This window comes from Corynebacterium sp. HMSC08C04 (genome assembly GCF_001807495.1).
Taxonomy (GTDB): Bacteria; Actinomycetota; Actinomycetes; order Mycobacteriales; family Mycobacteriaceae; genus Corynebacterium; species Corynebacterium simulans.
In genome coordinates this window covers 1-21,269 of record NZ_KV789212.1, presented here as the reverse complement: position 1 = coordinate 21,269, position 21,269 = coordinate 1, and the positions used below count along the sequence as shown (strand labels likewise).

Below are 21,269 nucleotides of genomic sequence, written 5' to 3'. Positions count from 1 at the left end.
GAAGCGGGTGTTTAGAATGACTTGGGTGAGTCAAAAAAGAAGGAGTTTCGTTGGGCTGATGGCCGCGGTAGTTACCGCGGTGGCCGTCATTGACCAAGCAGTAAAGCAAATAATGCTGTCCATCCTCACTGAGGGGGAGCCGATGAATATTATCGGCGGATGGTTCCGCTTCTACCTTCTGTTTAACCCCGGCGCGGCCTTTTCTATGGGCGGCGAGGGCAGTACTTGGCTGTTTACCACCATTCAGCTGGCATTCGTCGTGGGCGTGGCTATCGCGGCGCCGCGGATGAAGGACAAATGGCAGGCCGTGAGCTTAGCCATGATCGCCGGCGGCGCGCTGGGTAACCTCATCGACCGACTCTTCCGCGAGCCGGGCTTTTGGTTTGGTCATGTAGTGGATTACATCTCCGTGGGACGGTTCGCAGTATTTAATCTGGCGGATGCCTCGATTACCTGCGGCGTAGTGGTATTCATTGTGGCGATGTTGCTGGAAGATACAAAGAAGCAAGCAGAAAAGGCAGGTGGCGATGCGCGAGAGTCGTAGACTTCCGATTCCAGAAGGCCTCGAGGGCATGCGTGCCGACGCCGCCTTGGCCAAGCTCATCGGTATCTCCCGGGCAAAGGCTGCGGATTTGTGCATGGCTGGCGACGTCGAGATGGACGGTGCTGCGGTAGCCAAGTCCGACCGCTTGGAGGCAGGCGGCTGGATTGACGTCATGATGCCCGCGCCGGAGGAGCCGCTGATTCCGAAGGAAGAACTCGTCGAGGGCATGGATGTGCTCTATGCCGATGACGATGTCATCTGCGTGCACAAGCCGGTGGGCGTGGCAGCGCATCCGACGCTGGGCTGGGAAGGCCCCACGGTCATCGGCGGTTTGCGCGCGGCGGGCTACCAGCTTGCCGACGCGGGGCCTACCGAACGCAAGGGCATCGTCCACCGCCTTGACGTCGGCACCTCGGGCGTGATGGTGGTGGCCGCAAGTGAGCGCGCCTATTCGCAGCTGAAGGCAGCGTTTAAAGAACGCACCGTGACCAAGACCTATCACGCGGTGGTCCAGGGCCTCCCGGACCCGATTGTGGGAACCATCGATGCGCCGATTGGCCGCCATCCCTCCTCCGGCTGGAAGTTTGCGGTGGTAGACGATGGCAAGCACGCCGTGACCCACTACAAGCTACTTGAAGCCTTTCGCGAGGCCAGCCTGCTCGAGGTACACCTAGAAACTGGGCGCACCCACCAGATTCGCGTGCACATGGCGGCAACGGGGCATCCCTGCGTGGGCGATCCCATGTATGGCTGCGATCCGAACCTGGCCAAGCGCCTGCGGCTGGTTAGGCAGTGGCTGCATGCGGTGACGTTGGGCTTTGCCCACCCGGGAACGGGCAAGTACTTCGAGGTGTCGGCGCCGTATCCGGATGATCTGCGCTTTGCGCTGGAGGAACTACGCGGATGAGGCATCCACCGGAGATTTATCGGCGGCGTCGGATAGCAGCGGGCGTTATGGCAGTAATGTTTGTTCTATTCATCCTGCTGTGCTTTGGGCTTTTCGGTACCAAGTCGACGGTGGCTCTGCAGGGGGATCAGCTAGGCCCCGATAATGAGTCGCGGGAGGAATACATAGCGCGGGCGGCAGATGCGCTTGCTGCTGCCGATGAACCGTCATATGCGTTGGTCAGCTTTGACGAGTCATTGAACTCGCAGCAGGTCGCCGCTCTGGCGCAGCCGGCCCCGCGCATGAGCGCCATCATCTTAGGGATGGCGGCACCTTTGGCAGTGCCGGAGCCTACTGCAGGAGCAGACCGCGCTGGCGTTATCGATACGGAGATAAAGCGCCTGCGCGATTCCTATGCGGGAGTAGGCCAAGCGAATGTGCCGTCGAAGGTGGATGCGGTCATCGTCTGGGCTGATGGCGATAGCCTGCGCGAGATTGCCGGCAACGAGTTGGTTGCTGCAGTAGAACCCGCGCCTGCCGACGCCGCCTGGGGCAGCTTTGGCGTCCGGCCCCTAAATTCCTTGCAGTACTAGTGCATGCTCAAGCACGGGCTCTCGCGAAAGGGCTCGCAAAAGAACCGGAAGAAGGAACACAGAAGAGGATAAAGATGCGCATTTTTGCCGATACCAGCGCCTGGATGCCGAACTACCGCTTTGCCTACATTGCCGTGTGGGCGGGGCTGGTGTTCTGTCTTATTGGGCTGGTGTTTCTGTTTTTTACTTCCGGTGAGCCGCTTTCGATTGGCATCTGTGCCTTCGTGGCCGTCTATTGCTTGTTTATGATTTTTCAGATGCCGCGCTGGGCGCTTGATGCGCGGGAAGAAAAAGAAAGGCGCCGCCGAGCAAAGGCAGCGCGGAAAGAGATGCGTTAGCGGGCGCGGCGTCGGGAAGCGCGGCGCGTGCGGACCAGATCCGCGAGGTAGATGATAACCGCCACCCAGATGATGCCAAAGCCAATCCAGCGGGCGGTGGACATGTGCTCGTGATTGACAAACAGTGCCCAGAGCATCTGCATGATAGGGGTCATGTACTGCAGCATGCCCACTGTGGCCAGCGGTAGCTGTTTGGCGCCCTTGGCAAAGCACAGCAGCGGCAAAGCGGTGATCAGGCCGGAGGCAATCAGAAGCACAATGTGGCTGGGGCCTTCGCTGGCGAATGTGGATTGGCCTTGGAAGGTTAGCCAGACCAGGTAGCCGATTGCCACCGGCAGCATCGCGATGGTCTCCGCCGCCACCGAACCAGTAGAGGAGACGTGGATGCGCTTTTTCATAAGGCCGTAGATGCCAAAGCTAAACGCCAAAGCCAGGGAGATATACGGTGCCTGGCCGGTCATAAACGTCAGCCAGATAACGGCGATGAAGGCCACTCCAACCGATGCCGCCTGCGCCTTGTTGAGCGTTTCCTTCAAGAAGATGATGCCGAGCGCCACCGAAACAAGCGGGTTGATGAAGTAGCCCAGCGCGGCGTCGGCAACATGCCCGGAGTTAATCGCAATGACGTAAGTGCCCCAGTTGACCGTAATGGCCACACCACACGCGAGCATCCATCCCCACGTGCGTGCGCTAAACGCCCGTAACTCGCGCCAACCGCCGGTGAGGAAAAGGAAACCGGTAACCAGCACGGCAGTCCACACGATGCGGTGCGCCAGAATCTCCAGCGGGCTCGCTGGCAGCAAAAGCGGGAAGAAAGCGGGGAAGAAGCCCCACATGAGATAGGCAGCAATGGTGTAAATCATCGGGAAATAATGTACTCGTTGGCAGCCGAAACTGCGAAGAATTCTTGTCAGTATTTTCGGCGCGGCGTCGGGGTTTGACGCGCCCGCTAAACTAACCCGCATGGCGAAAAACTCCTCCTTTGTTCACCTTCACAATCACACCGAGTTCTCGATGTTGGACGGCATGGCCAAGGTGGACATGCTCGCCGATGAGGTGGTGCGCCAGGAGATGCCGGCCGTGGGCATGACCGACCACGGCAATATGTATGGCTCTAACGCTTTCTATAAGAGGATGACCAGCGCGGGTGTGAAACCCATCATCGGCATTGAGGCCTACATGGCGCCGGAGTCCCGCTTTAACAAAAAGCGCGTGCTGTGGGGCACTCCTGATCAAAAGCGCGACGACGTCTCCGCATCGGGTGCTTACCTGCACCAAACCATGCTGGCGGAAAACGCGACGGGCCTGAAAAACCTGTTCAAGCTTTCCTCGCTGGCTTCTTATGAGGGCCAATTGGGTAAGTGGCCGCGTATGGATGCCGAGCTCATCGCAGAGCATGCAGAAGGCATCATCGCCACCACCGGCTGCCCGTCTGGCGACGTCCAGACTCGCCTGCGCTTAGGGCAGTTCGACGAGGCGCTGGAGGCTGCGGCGATGTGGCAGGACATCTATGGCAAGGACAACTTCTTCTTGGAGCTCATGGACCACGGGCTCGACATCGAGAAGCGCACGCGTGACGGCCTGTTGGAAATCGGCCGCAAACTGGACTTGCCGCCGCTTGTTACCAATGACTGCCACTACGTGCTGGAAAGCCAGGCGCCCTCGCATGAGGCAATGCTGTGTGTGCAGACCGGCAAGACCTTCATGGACCCGGATCGCTTCAAGTTTGACGGCACCGGTTACTACATCAAATCCGCAGCGCAGATGCGTGAGATCTGGGATGACATGATTCCAGACGGCTGCGATAACACCCTGTGGATCGCCGAACGCGTACAGGACTACGGCGAGATTTGGGAGGAGCATACCCACGACCGCATGCCGATTGCGGACGTGCCGGAAGGTCACACGCCAACTTCCTGGCTGACCCACGAGGTGATGGAGGGCCTGCAGGATCGCTTCCCGGGCAAGGAGGTGCCGGAGGAGTACGTGAAGCGCGCTGAGTATGAAATCAGCGTCATCGATATGAAGGGTTATCCTTCCTACTTCCTCATCGTGGCCGAGCTCATCAAGCATGCGCGATCCGTGGGCATTCGCGTGGGGCCGGGGCGTGGTTCCGCGGCAGGTGCGCTGGTGGCTTACGCGCTTACCATCACGAATATTGACCCAATTGAGCACGACCTCCTCTTCGAGCGATTCCTCAACCCGGAGCGTCCATCCGCACCGGATATTGATATCGACTTCGACGACCGCCGCCGTGGCGAGATGATTCAGTACGCCGCCGATCGTTGGGGCGAGGACAAGGTCGCGCAGGTGATTACCTTCGGCACCGTGAAGACCAAGCAGGCCATCAAGGACTCCGCGAAAGTGCACTTTGGCCAGCCAGGCTTCCAGATGGCTGACCGCATCAACGGCGCGCTGCCGCCTGCCATCATGGCGAAGGACATTCCGCTATCGGGCATCATGGACCCGGAGCACGAGCGCTACTCAGAGGCCACCGAGGTCCGGCAGATGATTGAGACGGACCCGGACGTCAAGAAGATTTATGAGACCGCGCGTGGTCTCGAGGGCGTCGTCCGCCAGGCCGGTGTGCACGCTTGTGCGGTGATTATGGCGTCCGTGCGCCTGATGGACCACATTCCGATGTGGCAAAGGCCTGCCGACGGCGCGTATATTACCGGCTGGGATTACCCGGCATGCGAGGCCATTGGCCTGCTGAAGATGGACTTCCTGGGACTGCGAAACCTCACAGTCATCGGCGATTGCCTAGAAAACATCAAGAAAAACCGCGGCGAGGAAATCCAACTGGAGGAAATCCACGCCGACGACCCTAACGTGTCAAAGGTATACGAGCTGCTTTCCCGCGGCGAGACCCTGGGCGTGTTCCAGCTGGACTCCGGCGGCATGCAGGAGCTGCTTAAGCGCATGAAACCGACGGGCTTTAAAGACATCGTCGCGTCGCTGGCGCTATACCGCCCGGGCCCGATGGGCGTTAACGCACACTGGGACTATGCGGACCGCAAGAACGGCCGCAAGGAAATCACGCCGATTCACCCCGAGCTGGAGGAGCCGCTGCGTGAGATCCTCGATGAGACCTATGGTCTTATCGTCTACCAGGAGCAGATCATGCGTATCTCCCAGAAGGTAGCCAATTACACCGCTGGTGAGGCAGATGGCTTCCGCAAGGCCATGGGTAAGAAGAAGCCAGAAGTCCTGGCCCAGCAGTACGACAAGTTCTGGGGCGGCATGCAGGAAAACGGCTACTCCAAGGACGCCATGGATGCGCTGTGGGGCACGATTGAGCCCTTCGCTTCCTACGCGTTTAACAAGTCCCACGCCGCAGGCTACGGCCTGGTTTCCTTCTGGACCGCGTATCTCAAGGCCTACTACGCGCCGGAGTACATGGCAGCGCTGCTGACCTCGGTGGGCGATAAGAAAGATAAGTCCGCTATCTATCTTTCCGATTGCCGCCACCTTGGCATCAAGGTGCTTTCGCCCGACGTCAACGAGTCTGTGGAGAACTTCCAGGCGGTCGGTGAGGATATTCGCTTCGGCATGGGCGCTATCCGTAACGTCGGCTCGGAAGTGGTGGAGTCCATCGTCAAGACCCGCAAGGAAAAGGGCGCATATACCTCTTTTTCGGATTACCTCGACAAGATTGAGCTGACCGCTTGCACCAAGCGCGTGACGGAATCGCTCATCAAGGCCGGCGCCTTCGATTCCATGGAGCACCCGCGCAAGGGCTTGATGCTCATCCACGAGGATGCAGTCGATGCCGTGCAGACCACGAAGAAGGCAGCGGACAAGGGGCAGTTCGACCTTTTTGCTGGCTTCGGCGGCGATGAGCAATCTGAAGTGGCTTCTGCCTTCGCCATTGATATCCCGGACGACAACTGGGAGCGCAAGCATGAGCTCGCCCTGGAGCGAGAGATGCTGGGTCTTTACGTCTCCGGCCATCCGCTGGACGGTTTCGAGGAAGCACTTGAGTCGCAGACGGATACGCCACTGCCGAAGATTCTCTCCGGCGAGGTTCAAAACGGCCAGGAGCTGGTCATCGGCGGCATCATCTCGGGCGTTGACAGGCGCTTTTCCAAGCGTGATGGCTCTCCGTGGGCGATCGTGAATATGGAAGACCACAACGGCGCGCAGGTGGATATTCTGGTATTCAACCAGGTCTATTCGCTGGTGGCCCCGCAGATTGCGGAAGACAACATCATTTTGGCCAAAGTACAGGTCAAAATTCGTGACGAGCGTATGTCCCTGTTCTGCTCCGATATCCGGGTGCCGGATTTGGGGCCAGGTGGGGGAGCGGGCCTGCCGCTGCGCCTTACCATGCGCACGGATCAGTGCACGATGGAAAACATCGCCAAGCTCAAGCAGGTGCTGGTCAACAACAAGGGCGAGTCGGATGTGTACTTAACGCTTGTCGACGGCGCGGAGTCCACCATGATGGTCCTTGGCGAACACCTGCGCGTGGAGCGTTCGGGCAACCTGATGGGTGACTTGAAGGCCACGATGGGTGCCGGAATTCTGGGCTAGACGGCCGCGTGACTTTAATGGGTGAACTTAGCAGGTGAATCTAAAGCGCCAAAAGCCTTAACGCGCGTGGAGCCTTCGGTTAATCTAGACAGCACAGTCTAGAAGTGAAAAATCGGAGGTACACGCACTTATGGTCAACAAGATTCGCACTACCCACGTGGGTTCGCTGCCGCGTACGGAGGAACTGCTGGAGGCTAACCTTCAGCGTTCTGCCGGAGAAATTAGCGACGAAGCCTTTCACGAGATCCTGGAGCGCTCGGTAGACGACGTCGTAAAGCGCCAGGTAAGATTCGCCTTTCTTCGATGAAGGATCGCCGTGACCGAGCGCTTTTCGCGGAGGCCTATAACGACCCTGACTCGGGCATTTTTACCGGTCGCAAGAAGGTGGCGAACCCAGAGTTCACCGGTCCCGTGACCTACATTGGCCATGACCAGGTGGATGCGGATGTTTCTTTGCTGAAGCAGGCGATGAGCAAGGCAGGGGCCAGCAACGGCTTCGTGGCGGCATTGTCGCCGGGCTCGGCGGCGCGCCTTCCCAACAAGTTCTATGAGGAAGACATCGACCTGGTCCGCGCCTGCGGTGAGGCCCTGAAAGCGGAGTACAAGGCCATCACCGATGCTGGTCTGACTGTTCAGTTCGATGCCCCTGACCTGGCAGAGGCCTGGGATAGCGTGGTGCCGGAGCCGTCAGTGGCTGACTTCCAGGCTTTCCTGCATGAGCGCATCGCGGTGCTCAACGAGTCCATCAAGGACATCCCGCGCGAGCAGACCCGCTTGCACATCTGCTGGGGATCGTGGCATGGACCGCATGTCACCGACATCCCGTTCGGTGACATCATCGAAGAGATTCTGCAGGCCAAGGTCGGTGGTTTCTCCTTCGAGGGCGCTTCGCCGCGCCATGCCCACGAGTGGCGCGTGTGGCAGGACCACAAGCTGCCGGAGGGAACCGTCATCTACCCGGGCGTGGTTTCGCATTCCACCAATGCGGTGGAGCACCCGCAGCTCGTGGCCGATCGCATCATCAAGTTTGCCGAGCTGGTAGGCCCGGAAAACGTCGTGGCCTCGACTGACTGCGGCCTGGGTGGGCGTCTGCACTATCAGATTGCGTGGGCAAAGCTACAAGCGCTTGTCGATGGCGCCGAGCTCGCCACCCGCGAACTGTTCTAGTCCTTCTGAATAGGTCTTCCACATACGAAAAGCGGCACGCGCCCTACCCCGCGAAAGTGAGGAGCGCGTGCCGCTTCTTTAAGGTTTTAGAACTTGACGCCTGCGTTGCGCAGCATCTGCTTGACCGGCTCGAGGATGGCCGGGTTAGCCTTAGCAACCATTGCGAGGACCTGGACAACCGTAGCGACGCCGGTCAGGGCGATGGAGACCCAAGCGAAGACTTCCTTGGTCTCCTCAGATGGGCGAGCGGACTGTGCCCACTCCGGCATCTTTGACCAATTTTCCTCTTCCTTGGCCTTAGCGGCGGCGTCCTTTTCTGCAGCAACGCATGGCGGGGTTGCCGGCATGCCGGAGGAACCGTAGCCGCTGAGGATTCCCTTGAGCAGCTCCTGTGGGCCCATGAAAGAAGAACCCGCGGTGCCGGCCTCAACAGCATCCTTGTGGTCCTGAACAGCCTTATCTACCTGGGCCTGGCATTCAGCGGACAGTTCTGGCGTGGGAGCAGCTGGAGCGGCGTTTGCGGCGACAGGGGTGATGAGAGCGAGACCGGTGGCGCAAGCTGCGACCATGGTGGTGGAAAGACGCATGAGAATTAGTTCTCCTTAGAGTGTGGCGCGGGAGCCAGTGAAGGCAATTAATAACTCATCTACCGTAGCAAGCTCGCGCGAATCAAGAGCCTAAAATTTTACTAGAAGAATTTTTCCAGTTCAGAGCGCAGATGTCCAGGCAGGAAGCCGAGAATCTGGTCACGTAGGCCCGGTGTGAAGGCCACACCGACCACCGCTGCGATCAAAGCGAAGATGCTCAGCGCCGCGCCCACGGAGGAGCCATGCGCGGAGCTTCCGGTCGAGCTCAGGGAAGAACCTTGCGATGAAGCCCCGGAAGAGGCGCGCGCGGGATCGTCTGCCGAGGTGAGGTCTTCGATGTCGTAGGTGGTGGTCGTGCCGGAGACCTCGTTGCCGACGATGAGCATGTAACGCCCGGTTGGGGAGTCCTTCTTGTCCACGAACGCAAAGCCCTCAGGGCCTAGGTCGCCGGCCTGGGAAAATTCATCGGTGCTGAAGTCACGGTTGTTGACGTAGGTGGTGAACTTAGCATTTGTGGGGTCGGTGACGTCGTAGACAAAGATGCCGCCGAGGCGCTCGGCGCCGATGAATACGTAGGTCCTGTCGTCAACCTTGCCAACAGCAAGTGCCTCTGGTTCCGGGCCCTTATTGTCAGAGCGATCATCAAACTCCGCAGACTCATTGTCGGCGTTGTGGTTTAAGACGCCTTCGGCATGCAGTTTGGCGCTGATTTTCTCGAACTCGGAGCCAGAATCGAATACAACATTGCCGGCGGCGTCGTAGATAGAAAAGGAACGGCTGCCAAAGCTATAGACCGTATCGAAGCATTCTTTGTCCGCATTCCAGCCGGAAGCCGTGGTGACCTTCAGGTTGCCGGCGACTTTCTTGCTGGCAAGCTCGTCGAGGTTGGCGTCGCCAAGCGCGCCCTCACATACCTTTCCTGCCTCAATGAGGTCCTTCAGCTTGGCCTCCTCGGAGTAGACACCCGTGCCGCCATCTTTCTCATCGATGCCCCACTCGCGGGCGTCGCCCTCGTTTGCGGTGGCGAAATAGGTTTGACCGTTGGTTTGGAAAGCGCCGATAGAATCCGGCATCGACAAGCCCTTAACCCCCAGGGTGCGCAGCTCAGCGGCGTCATCTTTGTTGGAGGTATCGAGGGCTACTTGGGAGTGGTCAGCGATGTGGGCAGGCAGAATTTTTTCCACGCTTGCTGATTCGATATCAACGACCGCAATGGCATTTGCTTCCTGCAGGCTCACGTAGGCCTTGCCCTCGGCGGAGGTGATGTACTCCGGCTCGAAGTCGATGGAAGGCTTAGGATCGTGTGCCTCCGGGCCAAACACCCGTACGCCTGCGGGAAGCGGGGTGTTATCAAAAGCTCGGAAATCAGCGATGCGAGCATCTGCCTGCGTCGGCGCTGCGACATCCTGCGGCAGCGCGATGACGGAGATGGAACCCTCCGGATCGCTTAGGTAGTCATCGCCAGCTGCGTTGAGCTCGTTAGAAGGCTCGCCCTCATTGGCAAGCAGAGCGTAAGCGCCATCAGCAGTGATGTGTACGTTATCCGGCAGTGCTCCGACGGTGATACGCCCCAACTCCTCGCCCGAGTTGACGTCAAAGAAGAGAGCCTCGCCCTGCTCGGTCTTGTCTTGTTGCTGAACAGCTGCGACGGCAAGGCCATCAGGGCGGACGGCGACGGAGTTGATTTCCTTGTCGCCGCCAGCGGAGACGGTAGAAACCTTGCGCGGGTGCGCGGCGTCGGAAGCATCCAGGATATCGACCTCACCCGATACCGCGTTGATGGTCAGGATGCGCTGGGAAGCGGCGTGGAAGGCCACGATTTCCGCGGCCGATTCGCCATGCACCCCGGACTCGTAGGTGCCCAGCGGGGTGAGTTTGATTCCGGCGTCGGCGGCAGATTCTTCTACCGGTTTCGCCACGATGGCGCCATGCGCGGGGCTAACCAGCGAAAAACTGGTCACAAGGGCCGCACACATTGCGGTGGCGCGCCGGCGGAGAGAAAAACGGGGAGCTTGAGACATAAGTTGTGAATTCCTTGAAGAAAGTAGGAAGAGAGTAGGAAAGAGAGATAATTCGTGCGAGAAAACGCAGCGAAAACCATCGAATACCTTCGCTGGAGAAAGTTATCCGCATGCTAACTTCAGCTAACTCTCCAGAAAGTTCTGAGTGAACTTCCCATAAACCGGTCGATTATTAGATAATCGCATCCCGCGGGGTAGCGGACACGCTAAACTTGGCGCATGACTGAAACTTCCGCTGCTTATTCACCCATCCATGCCTCCGATATTCAGATGGCACAGGCGAGAATTAGCTCGGAAATTTCTCCCACACCCCTGCACTATTGCCCGCGCCTTTCCCAAGAAATAGGCGCTGAAGTTTATCTCAAGCGCGAAGACCTGCAAGACGTGCGCTCTTATAAAATCCGCGGCGCGCTGTATGGCATCTCAAACCTTTCGGCGGAGCAGCGCCGTCTCGGCATCGTGACAGCTTCGGCCGGAAACCATGCGCAAGGCGTAGCTTATGCTTGCCGTTCGATGGGCATTCGAGGAAAAATCTTCGTCCCAGAACCTACTCCGAAGCAAAAACGCGACCGCATTAAGGTACATGGGGCAGACATGGTGGAGCTGGTGGTCACCGGTTCCACGTTCGATGAGGCCGCCGCAGCCGCGCATGCCGACGCCGCCGAGCACGGCGCCATTTTCATCGAGCCCTTCGACGCGCGTGACACCGTTACGGGGCAAGGCACCGTCGCTGCCGAGGTGCTTGCGCAACTGTCAGCACAGGGCAAGTCCCTGGATACCATGGTGGTTCCCGTCGGCGGGGGAGGGCTGATCTCCGGAATTACCTCTTATCTTGCAGACATGTCCCCGCGCACCCAGGTGGTGGGAATTGAGCCGCAGGGCGCGGCGTCGCTTAGCGCGGCATTCGCGGCAGGCGAGCCGGTGACCTTGGAAAGCGTTGATCCCTTCGTCGACGGCGCTGCAGTTAAACGAGTAGGGGTGTTGCCTTTTCAGATCCTGCAGGCAAATAGGCAGCGCGTGCGCTGGGACAGCGTTTCTGAAGGCGCTGTGTGCACCGAGCTGCTGGGGTTGTATCAGAACGAGGGCATCATTGCCGAGCCCGCCGGCGCGCTTTCGGTGGCAGGTCTGCGCGAGCTGGAGTTAGCGCCAGGCAGCGTGGTGGTGTGCGTGATATCCGGCGGTAACAATGACGTCTTGCGCTATGCCGAAATCATGGAGCGCTCGCTGGTGCATCGCGGCTTGAAGCACTACTTCTTGGTTAATTTCCCGCAGGAACCAGGCCAGCTGCGACATTTCCTGCAGGATATTTTGGGCCCGGATGATGACATCACGCTGTTTGAGTACTTGAAGCGAAACAATCGTGAGACTGGGGCTGCCTTGGTGGGACTTGAGCTGGGGCGTGCAGAGGACCTGAACGGACTGCTTGAGCGCATGGAAAGTTCCAAGATTCACGTCCAACAGCTGCATCCAGGCACTGCCGAATATGACTTTCTGGTGGCATAGGTAGACTGACACGCAGTGTTGACCAGCTATGAACGGCCCGTTCCGGGCGAGATTGAAAATGAGATCGAGATTAAGCACTCGCGCTTTATCACGCTCGTGGATCGAGTGACCTGTGAGAGTGAGGCGCGTGCGTTTATCGACGCCGCGCGCGAACGCTTCCCTGATGCCCGCCACCATTGCTCGGCGTATATCTACCACGTTGACGAAGCCAACCCAGTGGAGCGTTCCTCAGACGACGGCGAGCCTTCCGGCACAGCCGGAAAACCCATGCTTGACGTGCTGAAAGGCTCGGGAATGCTGGATATCTGTGCCGTAGTCGTGCGCTACTTCGGTGGCGTGAAGTTGGGCGCGGGCGGGCTCGTTCATGCTTATGGCGGTTCGGTCAGCGAGGCGCTCGAACTGGTCGAGCGCAGCACGCGGGCGCTGCGGGAGCTATATACCGCCGAATTCAGCCATGCCCAGGCCGGCCGCGTGGAAGCGGAGCTGCGCAATCGTGGTTATGAGATTACTGATACCGCATATGGTGCGGCGGTGACCTTTACTCTGGCTATCGAGCCCGGCGGCAGGGAAGACTTGGATGCCACGCTCGCCGCACTTTCCCAGGGCGAGGTGGAATCTAGCGAAGCCGGCACCGCCTGGGTGGAGCTTGGCGCCTAGGGGCGAGGGAAAGTCGGCGCTGCGCTAGAATGGCCGCCATGACTATGCAACGACGCCCCAACAATCCGATCGAGCTGAAGAAGCAGCAGGTTCGTAAGTACTCCCGGAACGGAGTAGTTAGCGTGGTCGGCGGCGTTGCTGGTGGCGTGCTGCTTGGGTGGGCCTTGTCTGGTTTCTGGGTCTTTATGACCTTGGGCCTTATCGTCGCCGTGGTTGGCGGTGCCTATAACTGGCGCAAGGTGCAAAAGATCGTCAACGAAAACCACAATTACTAGACCCGAAGGCTTAGATGCCGATCCAACCTGACTCAAAACCCGTCCGTATCGACGCCTGGGTGTGGTCTGTGCGCATGGCAAAGACGCGCTCGGAGGCTGCTGAGGCGGTGAAGGCGGGGCACGTAAAGCTCAACGGCAATGCGGTAAAGCCTGCCCAGCAGGTGGTTCCGGGAGATCGCGTACGTATCTGGCGCAATCACCACGAGCATGACTTGGAAGTCCTAGCCACCGTGGCAAAGCGCGTCGGAGCGCCGGTGGCTCGTGCGTGTTACATCGACCATGCGCCGCCGCCACCGCCGAAGGAGTTCATGCCTTCGGTTCCAGTCCGCGAGCGCGGCGCGGGCAGGCCTACCAAGAAGGAACGCCGCCAGATGGAAAAGTTCCGCGGCGGCTTCCGCTAGTTATTGGCCTCTTTTTTCTCCGTCTTTGAGGAGTGCGCGCGGTAATTCTGCAGCGCTTTGTAGCGGCCATTGAGGCGGCGCTTGCGGTCTTTGCGGTCTCCTGCAAGGGCAGTGGCCTCCACGTGCTGCTTGCCAAATTTATTAAGCAGCAGGTCGTCGATGAGGCGCACCTGGCCGGGGCGGAAGCGGTAGTTGATGGCGTCGTGTACGAAGGCGATGTCACCTGCATTCAGCAGCGACTTCAATTGGCTCATTGTGGTCACACCGTTGAGCTCCAAAATCTCTGCTAGGAAGCGGTAGTGCTCCGAACGCGAGCGCGGGAAGCGCCCGCCCATCAACACAGCCAAGACACCGGGCAGGGTCTCGGCGGAAAGCTCTACGTCTTCGCTGGTATCCGTGGAAGGATCTTTCAGCGCAGCAATCTGATCGAATTGCTGGTCCGCCAGCTCGATAAGCCCGGCGGCCAAGGTAAAGAGGCGGTCAACCTGCGCGGAAGGAGCCGCAGTGCCTTGCTTATAGCGGATATCGTGCTCGAACTCTGCCCACGCATGCTGCAGCGCGGTGCGTATTTGTACCTCAAAGGTCCAGCCTTCGTACTCTGCGAGCTCTTCAATCGCGTTGGTCACGCGCAGCACTAAATGGTGGGAGCCGTAGCCAAAACCGCCGGAAATGCGGGTCTCTGCGGCCTTATCCACCGAGCGCACCACCGCAAAGGAATCGCCCAAGACCTCGAGCGCCTGGGGGATAGCGGTGGAGTGGAAGACCGTAATGCGCACGCCGAGAACGTCGTGGATGTCTTCCCAGGGTCTGGGGTAATAAAGCTCGCCGTTTGCGTGGCGCTTTTTGGCCTTGGCTTTTAGCGATGGCCAGCGCTTGACGCGGGCGGAGGCGCGGTCGAAGATAACGCCGGCGTCGTTAAGCAGGTCCTCGATGGCCTCGTTGAAGTCTGCTTCTGCTCGTGGATGCCGGCGAACCCACTCGTGATACTGGTTGCTCAACCGAGAGATGGCGGATTCCTTCACCCCGCACCGACCTCCTGACTTTTTGCTTAAGCATGCGTTTATTCCCCTAAGCTTCTAGAGGAAATCCGTTAGCCCATAATAGTGGTTCGGGCGCAAGAACCGCACCGCGCAGGCGCCTTTGCTCGTTTATTCGCCGTGACCAGTGCCGGACGCGCTTTAGCGGCGAGTCATGCAAGGCCACCACCGTGGCGGGATCCGGAACCAGGTAGTACAACGTCTGCCGAGCTGTTGCATGGGTTAAGCGGCGCAGGTGCGAGTCCATGATGCTGAAAGTCTGCGGATGCGCCAACCACGCACTAGCCTCGGCGCCGCGGGCCTGGATTTGAATGCCTTCCTCGCAGCCCGGCAGAATCTCCGCCGCGCAACGGGTGCGAAAGCGCAGTCCTTGGGCAGTAAGAGCGCGCCTTTGCAGGTTCGCTGCCGCCAAGTCCCACGCGCGGCGGGTGCTCAAGCCGAAACCGCTGATAGTGCGATGCGAAACAAAAGCCCGCGGAGCGTGCGCGGAGGTGTCTGCGAACTCGTCGCGCTGAAGGAATAGCACCGAAAGCTGGCGGGAGAGCTGCACTCCAGCAGGAGTATCGCCAAAGCCCTGGTCCGTCAAGGTAGCGCCCGAAAAGTCCTTCCGGCGCGCTAGGGCCGGCAGCAACCCCGCTAGGGCGATAGCTTCGAAATCTAGCGACTCAAACTTTTCCGGCGCAATGGCAGTGGTCATGGCGTGTGTCCTCCCCGCAGGACGAATATTTCACTTTCTGCACTAATTGGACTGCCATTTCCCGCCATCGGTTCCCAACGGAGTAGGAGAGTTTTTAAAAAGGCGGCTGCTCGTTGAGCTGGAGTTCTTCCAGCAGCTTCGACGCCGGCCACAATGCGATGTCCTGGCCTTTTTCGATGAGCTCTTCGGCGCGCTTTTCCTTCGAGGTCTTCGTCGCCCACTCGCCGAGGACCAGAATGGTGGTCTTTTTGGTGACGTTCTTGCCAATCTTGCCGCCGCGCTCAGCGATGCCCTTCCAGAGCAGACCTTTATCGAAAGGCTCAAAGTCACCGGTCAGAGTTACGTTTTGGCCAAAGAGCGCGCCTTCCGGATCCGCATCGAGGTTCGGGTCCGGAATGGTATCCGGTGTGGCTACCGACTGCCACGGAGCGGGTCCGCGGCCGGACTTCTTTTCCTTTCCGCCGGCCTTTGCGTCGGTCTTAGTACCCGACTTACGGGTCTTGTCGCGGAAGTCCGTGCCAGCGCCAAGGTCGGCCGCAGAGGTAGGCGCGGTATGCGCGCGCAGTACCGGCAGAATTGCCTCTTTATCCAACTTGCCGAGGCTAAATTCGCGGGAACGGAAGAGCTCATCCACCGAGCCCACGTGCCCAAAGCGCCGCGCAAGGTCCGCGACGATGACGCCGGCTGCGCGGGCGTCGGCAGTTGCCTCGTGGTGTTGGAAGTCATCGGCGCCACAGAATGCAGCCACCGTGGGCAGCTTGTGGTTGACCACATCGATAACGCCGGCAGAAGAGGCATCGCGAGCCAGTGCTAGCGAACATGCCAAGGTGATCTCCGGAATCGAACCGCCAGCCTTCAGCAGGCCCTGGCGCAAAGCGGTGGAATCAAACTGCGCATTGTGCGCGACCAAAACATCGCCGTCCATGAACTCAAAAAGTTCCGCCGCGGCCTCTGCAAAAGGCTGGGCACCCTCGACGTCGGCAGGCTTAATGCCGTGAATCGAGATGTTGATATCGGCGAACTTCTCAAGGCCCGGCGGGGGAGTACACAGCCAAGTGCGGGATTCTGTTTCCTGCCCATCGCGGAAACGCACCGCACCAATCTGGCACACCGAACCCCAATCGTCGTTGGCGGTTTCCACATCAACGGCGGTGAAGTTCAGCCCGCTGACCGAGGTCTCCTCCGCCGGCGCCTCACCGCGCAGCGCAGCCTCGACCGCACGCGCGAAAGCCGCCGCGTCCTGATTGGGGGCAAAGGCGATGCGCTTGCCGACGCCGCCTAATTCCACGTATCCAAAGCCCGCCGCGGTGGGGGCGCAGACGGTGACATCGGTGACGTCGCTTAGCGCAACCTGCTCCTGTTTAGCCTTGCCCAGGCAAGCAGAAAGCAAAGAAGCTTGGAAAATAAGCTCCTTATTCGTGACATCGATGCGGGTGGCGTGGGCGTGAAAAGACACGAACTACCTTTCCGGGGAAAATCGGAGGAAAATTTCTTAAGCGTCGAAGACTGGCGGCTCTTCCTGGCGCAGAATCAGCGTCGAGCGCGGTTGAACAGTGATCGTACCCTCTGCATCAATGTAGGTTTCCTCCGCGGGGTAGCCGCCGGAATCCGCCGTATCGACCATAAGCCGCCAGCGCGCGCCCAAGTCCTTGGTAGGCAGGGTGAACTCAATCTCGCCGTGGTGGGCGTTGAAGATCATGATGAAGGAATCATCGGTGATGCGCTCGCCGCGGGCAGTGGTCTCGGTGATTGCGTTTCCGTTGAGGTAAACCATCAACGCGCGGCCAAAGTCATGATCCCAGTCGTCCTGCGTCATCAGCTTGCCAGAGGGCACCAGCCAGGCGATGTCGCGGTCCTGCACGTCGGAGCCCAGCGGGCCACCGGCCAAGAAACGCTGCCTGCGGAAGACCGGATGCGCGCGGCGGATGGCGAGCACACGCTTGGTAAAGCCCAGCATCGCCTCGGACTTTTCTTCTTCCAGCAGCGACCAATCCATCCAGGAAATCTCGTTGTCCTGGCAATAGACGTTGTTATTGCCGCCCTGCGTGCGCCCGAACTCGTCGCCGTGGCAAAGCATCGGCGTGCCCTGGGAAAGCAACAAGGTGGTCAGGAAGTTGCGCACCTGCCGGCGGCGCAACTTCTTTATCTCTTCGTCCTCGGTAGGCCCTTCCACGCCGTGGTTCCAGGAACGGTTGAAGGACTCGCCGTCGCGGGAGTCCTCGCCGTTTTCCTCATTGTGCTTGTCGTTGTAGGTGACGAGGTCCCGCAGCGTAAATCCATCGTGGGCGGTGATGAAGTTGATGGAAGCGGTAGGGCGGCGGCCATTGTTGCCATAAAGATCGGAAGAGCCGGTAAGCCGCGAGGCAAACTCTCCCAAGGTGGCGGGCTCGCCGCGCCAGAAATCGCGCACGGTGTCGCGGTACTTGCCGTTCCACTCGCTCCAAATCGGTGGAAAGTTTCCCACTTGGTAGCCATCATGGCCCACGTCCCAGGGCTCCGCGATGAGCTTTACTTGGCTGACCACGGGGTCTTGTTGCACGAGGTCGAAGAAGGTGGCGAGCTTGTCGACGTCGTCAAGCTCCCGCGCCAGCGTCGCCGCCAGGTCGAAGCGGAAGCCGTCCACATGCATCTCCGTGACCCAGTAGCGCAGCGAATCCATAATCAGCTGCAGCGAGTGCGGATGCCGAACGTTAAGGGAATTACCGGTGCCAGTGTAGTCCATGTAGAGGCTCTTGTCCTCATCAACCAGGCGATAGTAGGCGTGGTTATCGATGCCGCGGAAGGCGATGGTGGGGCCTAGATGGTTGCCCTCTGCGGTGTGGTTATAGACCACGTCGAGGATGACCTCGATGCCTTCCTCATGGAAGGCACGCACCATGGCCTTGAACTCCGCGACGGCCTCGCCGGGCTTTTTGGCATAGGCATAGTCCAGGTGAGGAGCGAAGAAGCCGAAGGTGTTGTAGCCCCAGTAGTTGCGGAGGCCGAGGTTGCGTAGGCGATCATCCTGCAGGAACTGGTGCACCGGCATCAGCTCGACGGCGGTGACGCCGAGCTCCTTGAAATAGTTGATGATCGCTGGATGCGCCATGCCCGCGTACGTGCCTCGCAGCTCCTCAGGCACGTCGGGATGGCGCATAGTCATGCCCTTGACGTGGGCTTCGTAGATGACCGTCTCATTATCAGGGGTGCGGGGGCGGCGGTCGCCGGCCCAATCGAAGAAGGGGTTGATGACCACCGAAAGCATGGTGTGGCCGAGGGAATCTTCAGTGTTGCGGCCGGTGCCTTCCTCTTCGGCGTGGATGTCATAGGAGTAGAGGGAGGCGTCGCCATCGAAATCGCCGTCGAAGGCCCTAGCATACGGATCTACCAGCAGCTTTGAGGGATCGCAGCGCAGGCCATTGGCGGGGTCATAGGGGCCATAGATGCGATAGCCATAGCGCTGGCCCGGGCCAACGTTGGGCAGGTAGGCATGCCAGACGTGGGCTGTTATTTCATTCAGCTCGACGCGCTCTTCTTTTCCTTCGCGGTCGATGAGGCAGAGCTCGATTTTTTCGGCGATTTCAGAAAAGATGGCGAAGTTTGTACCGGAGCCATCGAACGTGGATCCTAGTGGCGCGGGTTTTCCTGGCCAGGCTTGGGTAGGGCAGACAGCGGTTTCAGTCATGCCCTAGAGCATAATTAATTTTCCGTGCCCGCGAGCGGGTTGCGCAGGCCGTTTACGATGATCTCGACGCCGCGGTGGATATCTGGGCGGTGGTCTACGGGGGATTTATCCGCGGCGTCTGCAGAGGCTGTGGCCTTAGCTGACTCTGCCAACTGCTGGCGCGATTGTTCCATCTGGGTAGCGCCCAAGACTAGGTGCGCGATGGCTAGCGACGCCGCCTGAACCTCGGCTTCCAAGGCGCAGTGGCCTTCGACTGACTTAAATGAGGCGGCGATCTTTTCGGTGAGTACTTCCCAAGTCCCGGAATCAGGGTAGGCGAGGCCCGCGCTGGCAACCTCTGCGCCATCGCGCCAGCTGAGTAGGGCAGAGTGCAGGCTCTTTGCGACGTTTAGCGGGCTCGTGCCGGAAACAGGCGCCAGGATTTTCTCGGCCATGGCGGCGATGAGCGCTTGCTTGTTGGCGACGTGCCAGTACAGCGCGCCGGGCGCTACGCCGAGTGCGGTGGAGACTCTGCGCATCGTAACGTCCGCGAGCCCGTAGGAATTTAAGAGCTCGAGGGCAGTCGAAAGAATACGGTCTCGGTCTAATTGCACGCTGTTATCTTACCCGTCCGGCTGTCGGTGCATCCGTGCGGCACGGCAGGTGTATAAGGCCTGTGCGCCGAATAGTGGTGACTGGCTTAACATTTGCCAGTAAATGTGTAAGAAAAGGCCTAAGTTCACAGGCTTCTTTGAGGGATCCGACATGTATTCCGCACCTTCGACTTGTTAGGATGAGGCGGAAAGAAAACTGGCTCAGGCTGTTTCGCTCGCGCTGAATCGGCGACCATTCGGAACCGATTTACAGCGACCTACATTTAGCCTTGACGCCAGCCATCGTAAATATTTCAGGAGCCTAACCCTTGTCTTTTCTAACCCCTGCGAAGAAGTCCCTCGTTGCTGTAGCCATGGTTCTGCCGATGACCCTCGTTGCCTGCGGTAACGACGAAGAAGCCAACAACGCTCAGGGTGGCGACAAGACCACCGCCACGAAGACCACGCAGGCTTCCAAGGATGCGGACAAGTCTGCTGCTCCGAGCAAGGAAAAGAAGTCCGAGGACAAGGACGCAAACAAGGATAAGAAGGACGGCAAGGACGCAGAGAAGAAGGGAGGCGCAGACAAGGACTCCAACGCAGCCGCTGCGGAGGAGACCCTGGCTAACCCATTCGAGGGTGGCGCCAACCCGCTTGAGAACGCCGCGCCGGTCGCTCCGGTTGAGGGCGCTCCGGCAGAGCAGGGAGATGTCGACGGCATCAATCAGCTGGTCCGTGGCCTCTACGAGACCAAGACCATGCGCCAGTTCTTCAAGTACATGCCGGATCACACCTGCTCCGCAGTGCTGAACGCGCAGGGCTCTGAGGTTGCCAACATGGACTACAACCAGATCCCGGATGTTCCGATGAACGAGCTGAAGAACATGCTCGCAGCTTCCGGCCAGGACACCTCCCAGCTGGATGGCTTCGACTGGAACGCAATTGGCGTTGAGTCCATCAACGACGTTGTTGTCAACGGTGACGATGCTTCCGCAACCGTCAACGTCAACACCAACGAAGGTCTGGATAGCTCCACCATGCGTTTCCGCCGCGAGAACGGCAACTGGACCTTCTGTGGCGAGGTCTAAACTCTCCGCGGAGAAAATAGCGTCAAACAAGGCGCTGTAATTTATAAGGAGGGAGTGCTTTGGCACTTCCTCCTTTTCGTTTTAGTTCTTTCGAGTCAGGCCTTATAAAGAAATGGTGTCCAAGTCCAAGTTTCGTATTCCTCGCTCCATCGGGTTCGGTGCGGGGCTGCTTGCCCTAGTCCTTGTTGTCTATTCGGTAGTGGGGGCGGTGTGGGGGATGTGGCGCCCGACTCTTACCGGCCGTGAAGTAGAAGACGGCGGCTATGCCATCGAAAATGTTGCTGACGTGCAATTTTCTTCCTTCATTGTATTCGCTGTCCTGGTGGGTTTCTTGGGGCTTTGCTTCGGGCTGTTTTCTTATATGCGCGGCGCGGCGTTCCGCGGCGTCGGGCAATTGCTGTGGTGTGGGGTGGCCTGCCTGGCAGGTGCGGCGGCTTTCTATGTGGTTGGCGGGGTAACGGCGCATTCCGCGCCGGCGGATCCGGGGCAGGTGGTCCAGTTTGTGCCAAAGTTTGCCCCGGGGATCGCGTGGGTGGTTTCGCCGTTTATGGCGATGTTTGCTTATTGGTCGGCGGCCTTCGTGGATGTGCCGGGCGTAGATTAGAGGCCGAGGATGCGGGGCTCGGGGGTATACATTATGTGTAATTTGCTGGACGTGTGGCGGGAATCATGTCGATTTGGGGTAGTTGGTACCGCGAGTCCG

General features: G+C 59.3%; 19 protein-coding genes and 1 pseudogene. 12 read left to right on the top strand and 8 right to left on the bottom strand.

Annotated elements, in window-relative coordinates:
• Positions 1–16: 16 nt before the first annotated feature.
• The 4 genes from lspA to HMPREF3169_RS06680 all read left to right on the top strand — a co-directional run bounded on the left by lspA (position 17) and on the right by HMPREF3169_RS06680 (position 2,361).
• Positions 17–544 (top strand): signal peptidase II, encoded by a 528-nt coding sequence (gene lspA / locus HMPREF3169_RS06695; RefSeq protein ID WP_061923430.1) that lies wholly within the window; start codon positions 17–19, stop codon positions 542–544.
• Positions 528–1,451 (top strand): RluA family pseudouridine synthase, encoded by a 924-nt coding sequence (locus tag HMPREF3169_RS06690; protein WP_062038263.1) that lies wholly within the window; start codon positions 528–530, stop codon positions 1,449–1,451. The genes lspA and HMPREF3169_RS06690 overlap by 17 nt, the downstream gene beginning before the upstream one ends.
• Positions 1,448–2,023: a hypothetical protein gene (locus HMPREF3169_RS06685; RefSeq protein ID WP_062043989.1), complete on the top strand. Its 576-nt coding sequence runs from the start codon at positions 1,448–1,450 to the stop codon at positions 2,021–2,023. Before HMPREF3169_RS06690 ends, HMPREF3169_RS06685 begins: the two co-directional genes overlap by 4 nt.
• A 74-nt stretch (positions 2,024–2,097) precedes the next feature.
• Positions 2,098–2,361 carry a hypothetical protein gene (locus tag HMPREF3169_RS06680; RefSeq protein ID WP_062038268.1) on the top strand — a complete coding sequence of 88 codons (264 nt, stop codon included), beginning with the start codon at positions 2,098–2,100 and terminating at the stop codon, positions 2,359–2,361.
• Here HMPREF3169_RS06680 and rarD read toward each other — a convergent pair.
• Positions 2,358–3,224, bottom strand: a complete 867-nt coding sequence (gene rarD / locus HMPREF3169_RS06675; RefSeq protein ID WP_062038271.1) for an EamA family transporter RarD — start codon at positions 3,222–3,224, stop codon at positions 2,358–2,360. The two genes, HMPREF3169_RS06680 and rarD, sit on opposite strands and share 4 nt — an antisense overlap.
• A gap of 100 nt (positions 3,225–3,324) precedes the next feature.
• Here rarD and dnaE point away from each other — a divergent pair, with 100 nt between their 5' ends.
• Positions 3,325–6,897 carry a DNA polymerase III subunit alpha gene (gene dnaE / locus HMPREF3169_RS06670; RefSeq protein ID WP_070433287.1) on the top strand — a complete coding sequence of 1,191 codons (3,573 nt, stop codon included), beginning with the start codon at positions 3,325–3,327 and terminating at the stop codon, positions 6,895–6,897.
• Positions 6,898–7,027: 130 nt separating this feature from the next.
• A pseudogene (locus HMPREF3169_RS06665) lies at positions 7,028–8,064 on the top strand (cobalamin-independent methionine synthase II family protein).
• An 86-nt stretch (positions 8,065–8,150) separates the two neighbouring features.
• Here the strand turns inward: HMPREF3169_RS06665 and HMPREF3169_RS06660 are convergent.
• Positions 8,151–8,651, bottom strand: coding sequence for a hypothetical protein (locus tag HMPREF3169_RS06660; RefSeq protein WP_061923410.1), 501 nt, complete (start codon positions 8,649–8,651; stop codon positions 8,151–8,153).
• 101 nt (positions 8,652–8,752) lie between these two features.
• Complete coding sequence (locus tag HMPREF3169_RS06655; RefSeq protein ID WP_070456003.1) at positions 8,753–10,672, bottom strand: choice-of-anchor I family protein; 1,920 nt, start codon at positions 10,670–10,672, stop codon at positions 8,753–8,755.
• 219 nt (positions 10,673–10,891) lie between these two features.
• Between HMPREF3169_RS06655 and ilvA the strand changes: the two genes are divergently transcribed.
• From ilvA to HMPREF3169_RS06635, 4 genes are read left to right on the top strand one after another with little or no spacing between them, the layout of a single operon-like run.
• Positions 10,892–12,175 carry a threonine ammonia-lyase IlvA gene (ilvA, locus tag HMPREF3169_RS06650; RefSeq protein ID WP_061923404.1) on the top strand — a complete coding sequence of 428 codons (1,284 nt, stop codon included), beginning with the start codon at positions 10,892–10,894 and terminating at the stop codon, positions 12,173–12,175.
• Between the two features lie 15 nt (positions 12,176–12,190).
• The gene (locus HMPREF3169_RS06645; RefSeq protein ID WP_061923401.1) at positions 12,191–12,832 is read left to right on the top strand and encodes a YigZ family protein; all 642 of its coding nucleotides are present in this window, start codon (positions 12,191–12,193) and stop codon (positions 12,830–12,832) included.
• 38 nt (positions 12,833–12,870) lie between these two features.
• On the top strand, positions 12,871–13,107 hold the full coding sequence (locus HMPREF3169_RS06640; RefSeq protein ID WP_061923691.1) for a hypothetical protein: 237 nt from the start codon (positions 12,871–12,873) through the stop codon (positions 13,105–13,107).
• A 14-nt stretch (positions 13,108–13,121) separates the two neighbouring features.
• A complete protein-coding gene (locus HMPREF3169_RS06635) occupies positions 13,122–13,508 on the top strand; it encodes an RNA-binding S4 domain-containing protein (RefSeq protein ID WP_061923398.1) in 387 nt (128 codons plus the stop codon).
• On the opposite strand, the gene HMPREF3169_RS06630 is transcribed toward HMPREF3169_RS06635, so the two are convergent.
• The 5 genes from HMPREF3169_RS06630 to HMPREF3169_RS06610 all read right to left on the bottom strand — a co-directional run bounded on the left by HMPREF3169_RS06630 (position 13,505) and on the right by HMPREF3169_RS06610 (position 19,499).
• The gene (locus HMPREF3169_RS06630) at positions 13,505–14,530 is read right to left on the bottom strand and encodes a GTP pyrophosphokinase (protein WP_061923395.1); all 1,026 of its coding nucleotides are present in this window, start codon (positions 14,528–14,530) and stop codon (positions 13,505–13,507) included. The genes HMPREF3169_RS06635 and HMPREF3169_RS06630 overlap by 4 nt on opposite strands.
• 46 nt (positions 14,531–14,576) lie before the next feature.
• The gene (locus HMPREF3169_RS06625) at positions 14,577–15,242 is read right to left on the bottom strand and encodes a hypothetical protein (protein WP_070456002.1); all 666 of its coding nucleotides are present in this window, start codon (positions 15,240–15,242) and stop codon (positions 14,577–14,579) included.
• A 94-nt stretch (positions 15,243–15,336) separates the two neighbouring features.
• On the bottom strand, positions 15,337–16,698 hold the full coding sequence (locus tag HMPREF3169_RS06620) for a 3'-5' exonuclease (protein WP_070456001.1): 1,362 nt from the start codon (positions 16,696–16,698) through the stop codon (positions 15,337–15,339).
• A gap of 36 nt (positions 16,699–16,734) precedes the next feature.
• A complete protein-coding gene (glgX, locus tag HMPREF3169_RS06615; RefSeq protein WP_061923386.1) occupies positions 16,735–18,906 on the bottom strand; it encodes a glycogen debranching protein GlgX in 2,172 nt (723 codons plus the stop codon).
• Positions 18,907–18,920: 14 nt separating this feature from the next.
• Positions 18,921–19,499 (bottom strand): TetR family transcriptional regulator, encoded by a 579-nt coding sequence (locus HMPREF3169_RS06610; RefSeq protein ID WP_061923383.1) that lies wholly within the window; start codon positions 19,497–19,499, stop codon positions 18,921–18,923.
• A 308-nt stretch (positions 19,500–19,807) separates the two neighbouring features.
• Here HMPREF3169_RS06610 and HMPREF3169_RS06605 point away from each other — a divergent pair, with 308 nt between their 5' ends.
• Positions 19,808–20,566: a hypothetical protein gene (locus HMPREF3169_RS06605; RefSeq protein WP_061923380.1), complete on the top strand. Its 759-nt coding sequence runs from the start codon at positions 19,808–19,810 to the stop codon at positions 20,564–20,566.
• Positions 20,567–20,681: 115 nt separating this feature from the next.
• A complete protein-coding gene (locus HMPREF3169_RS06600) occupies positions 20,682–21,170 on the top strand; it encodes a hypothetical protein (RefSeq protein ID WP_235591056.1) in 489 nt (162 codons plus the stop codon).
• Positions 21,171–21,269 lie beyond the last annotated feature (99 nt).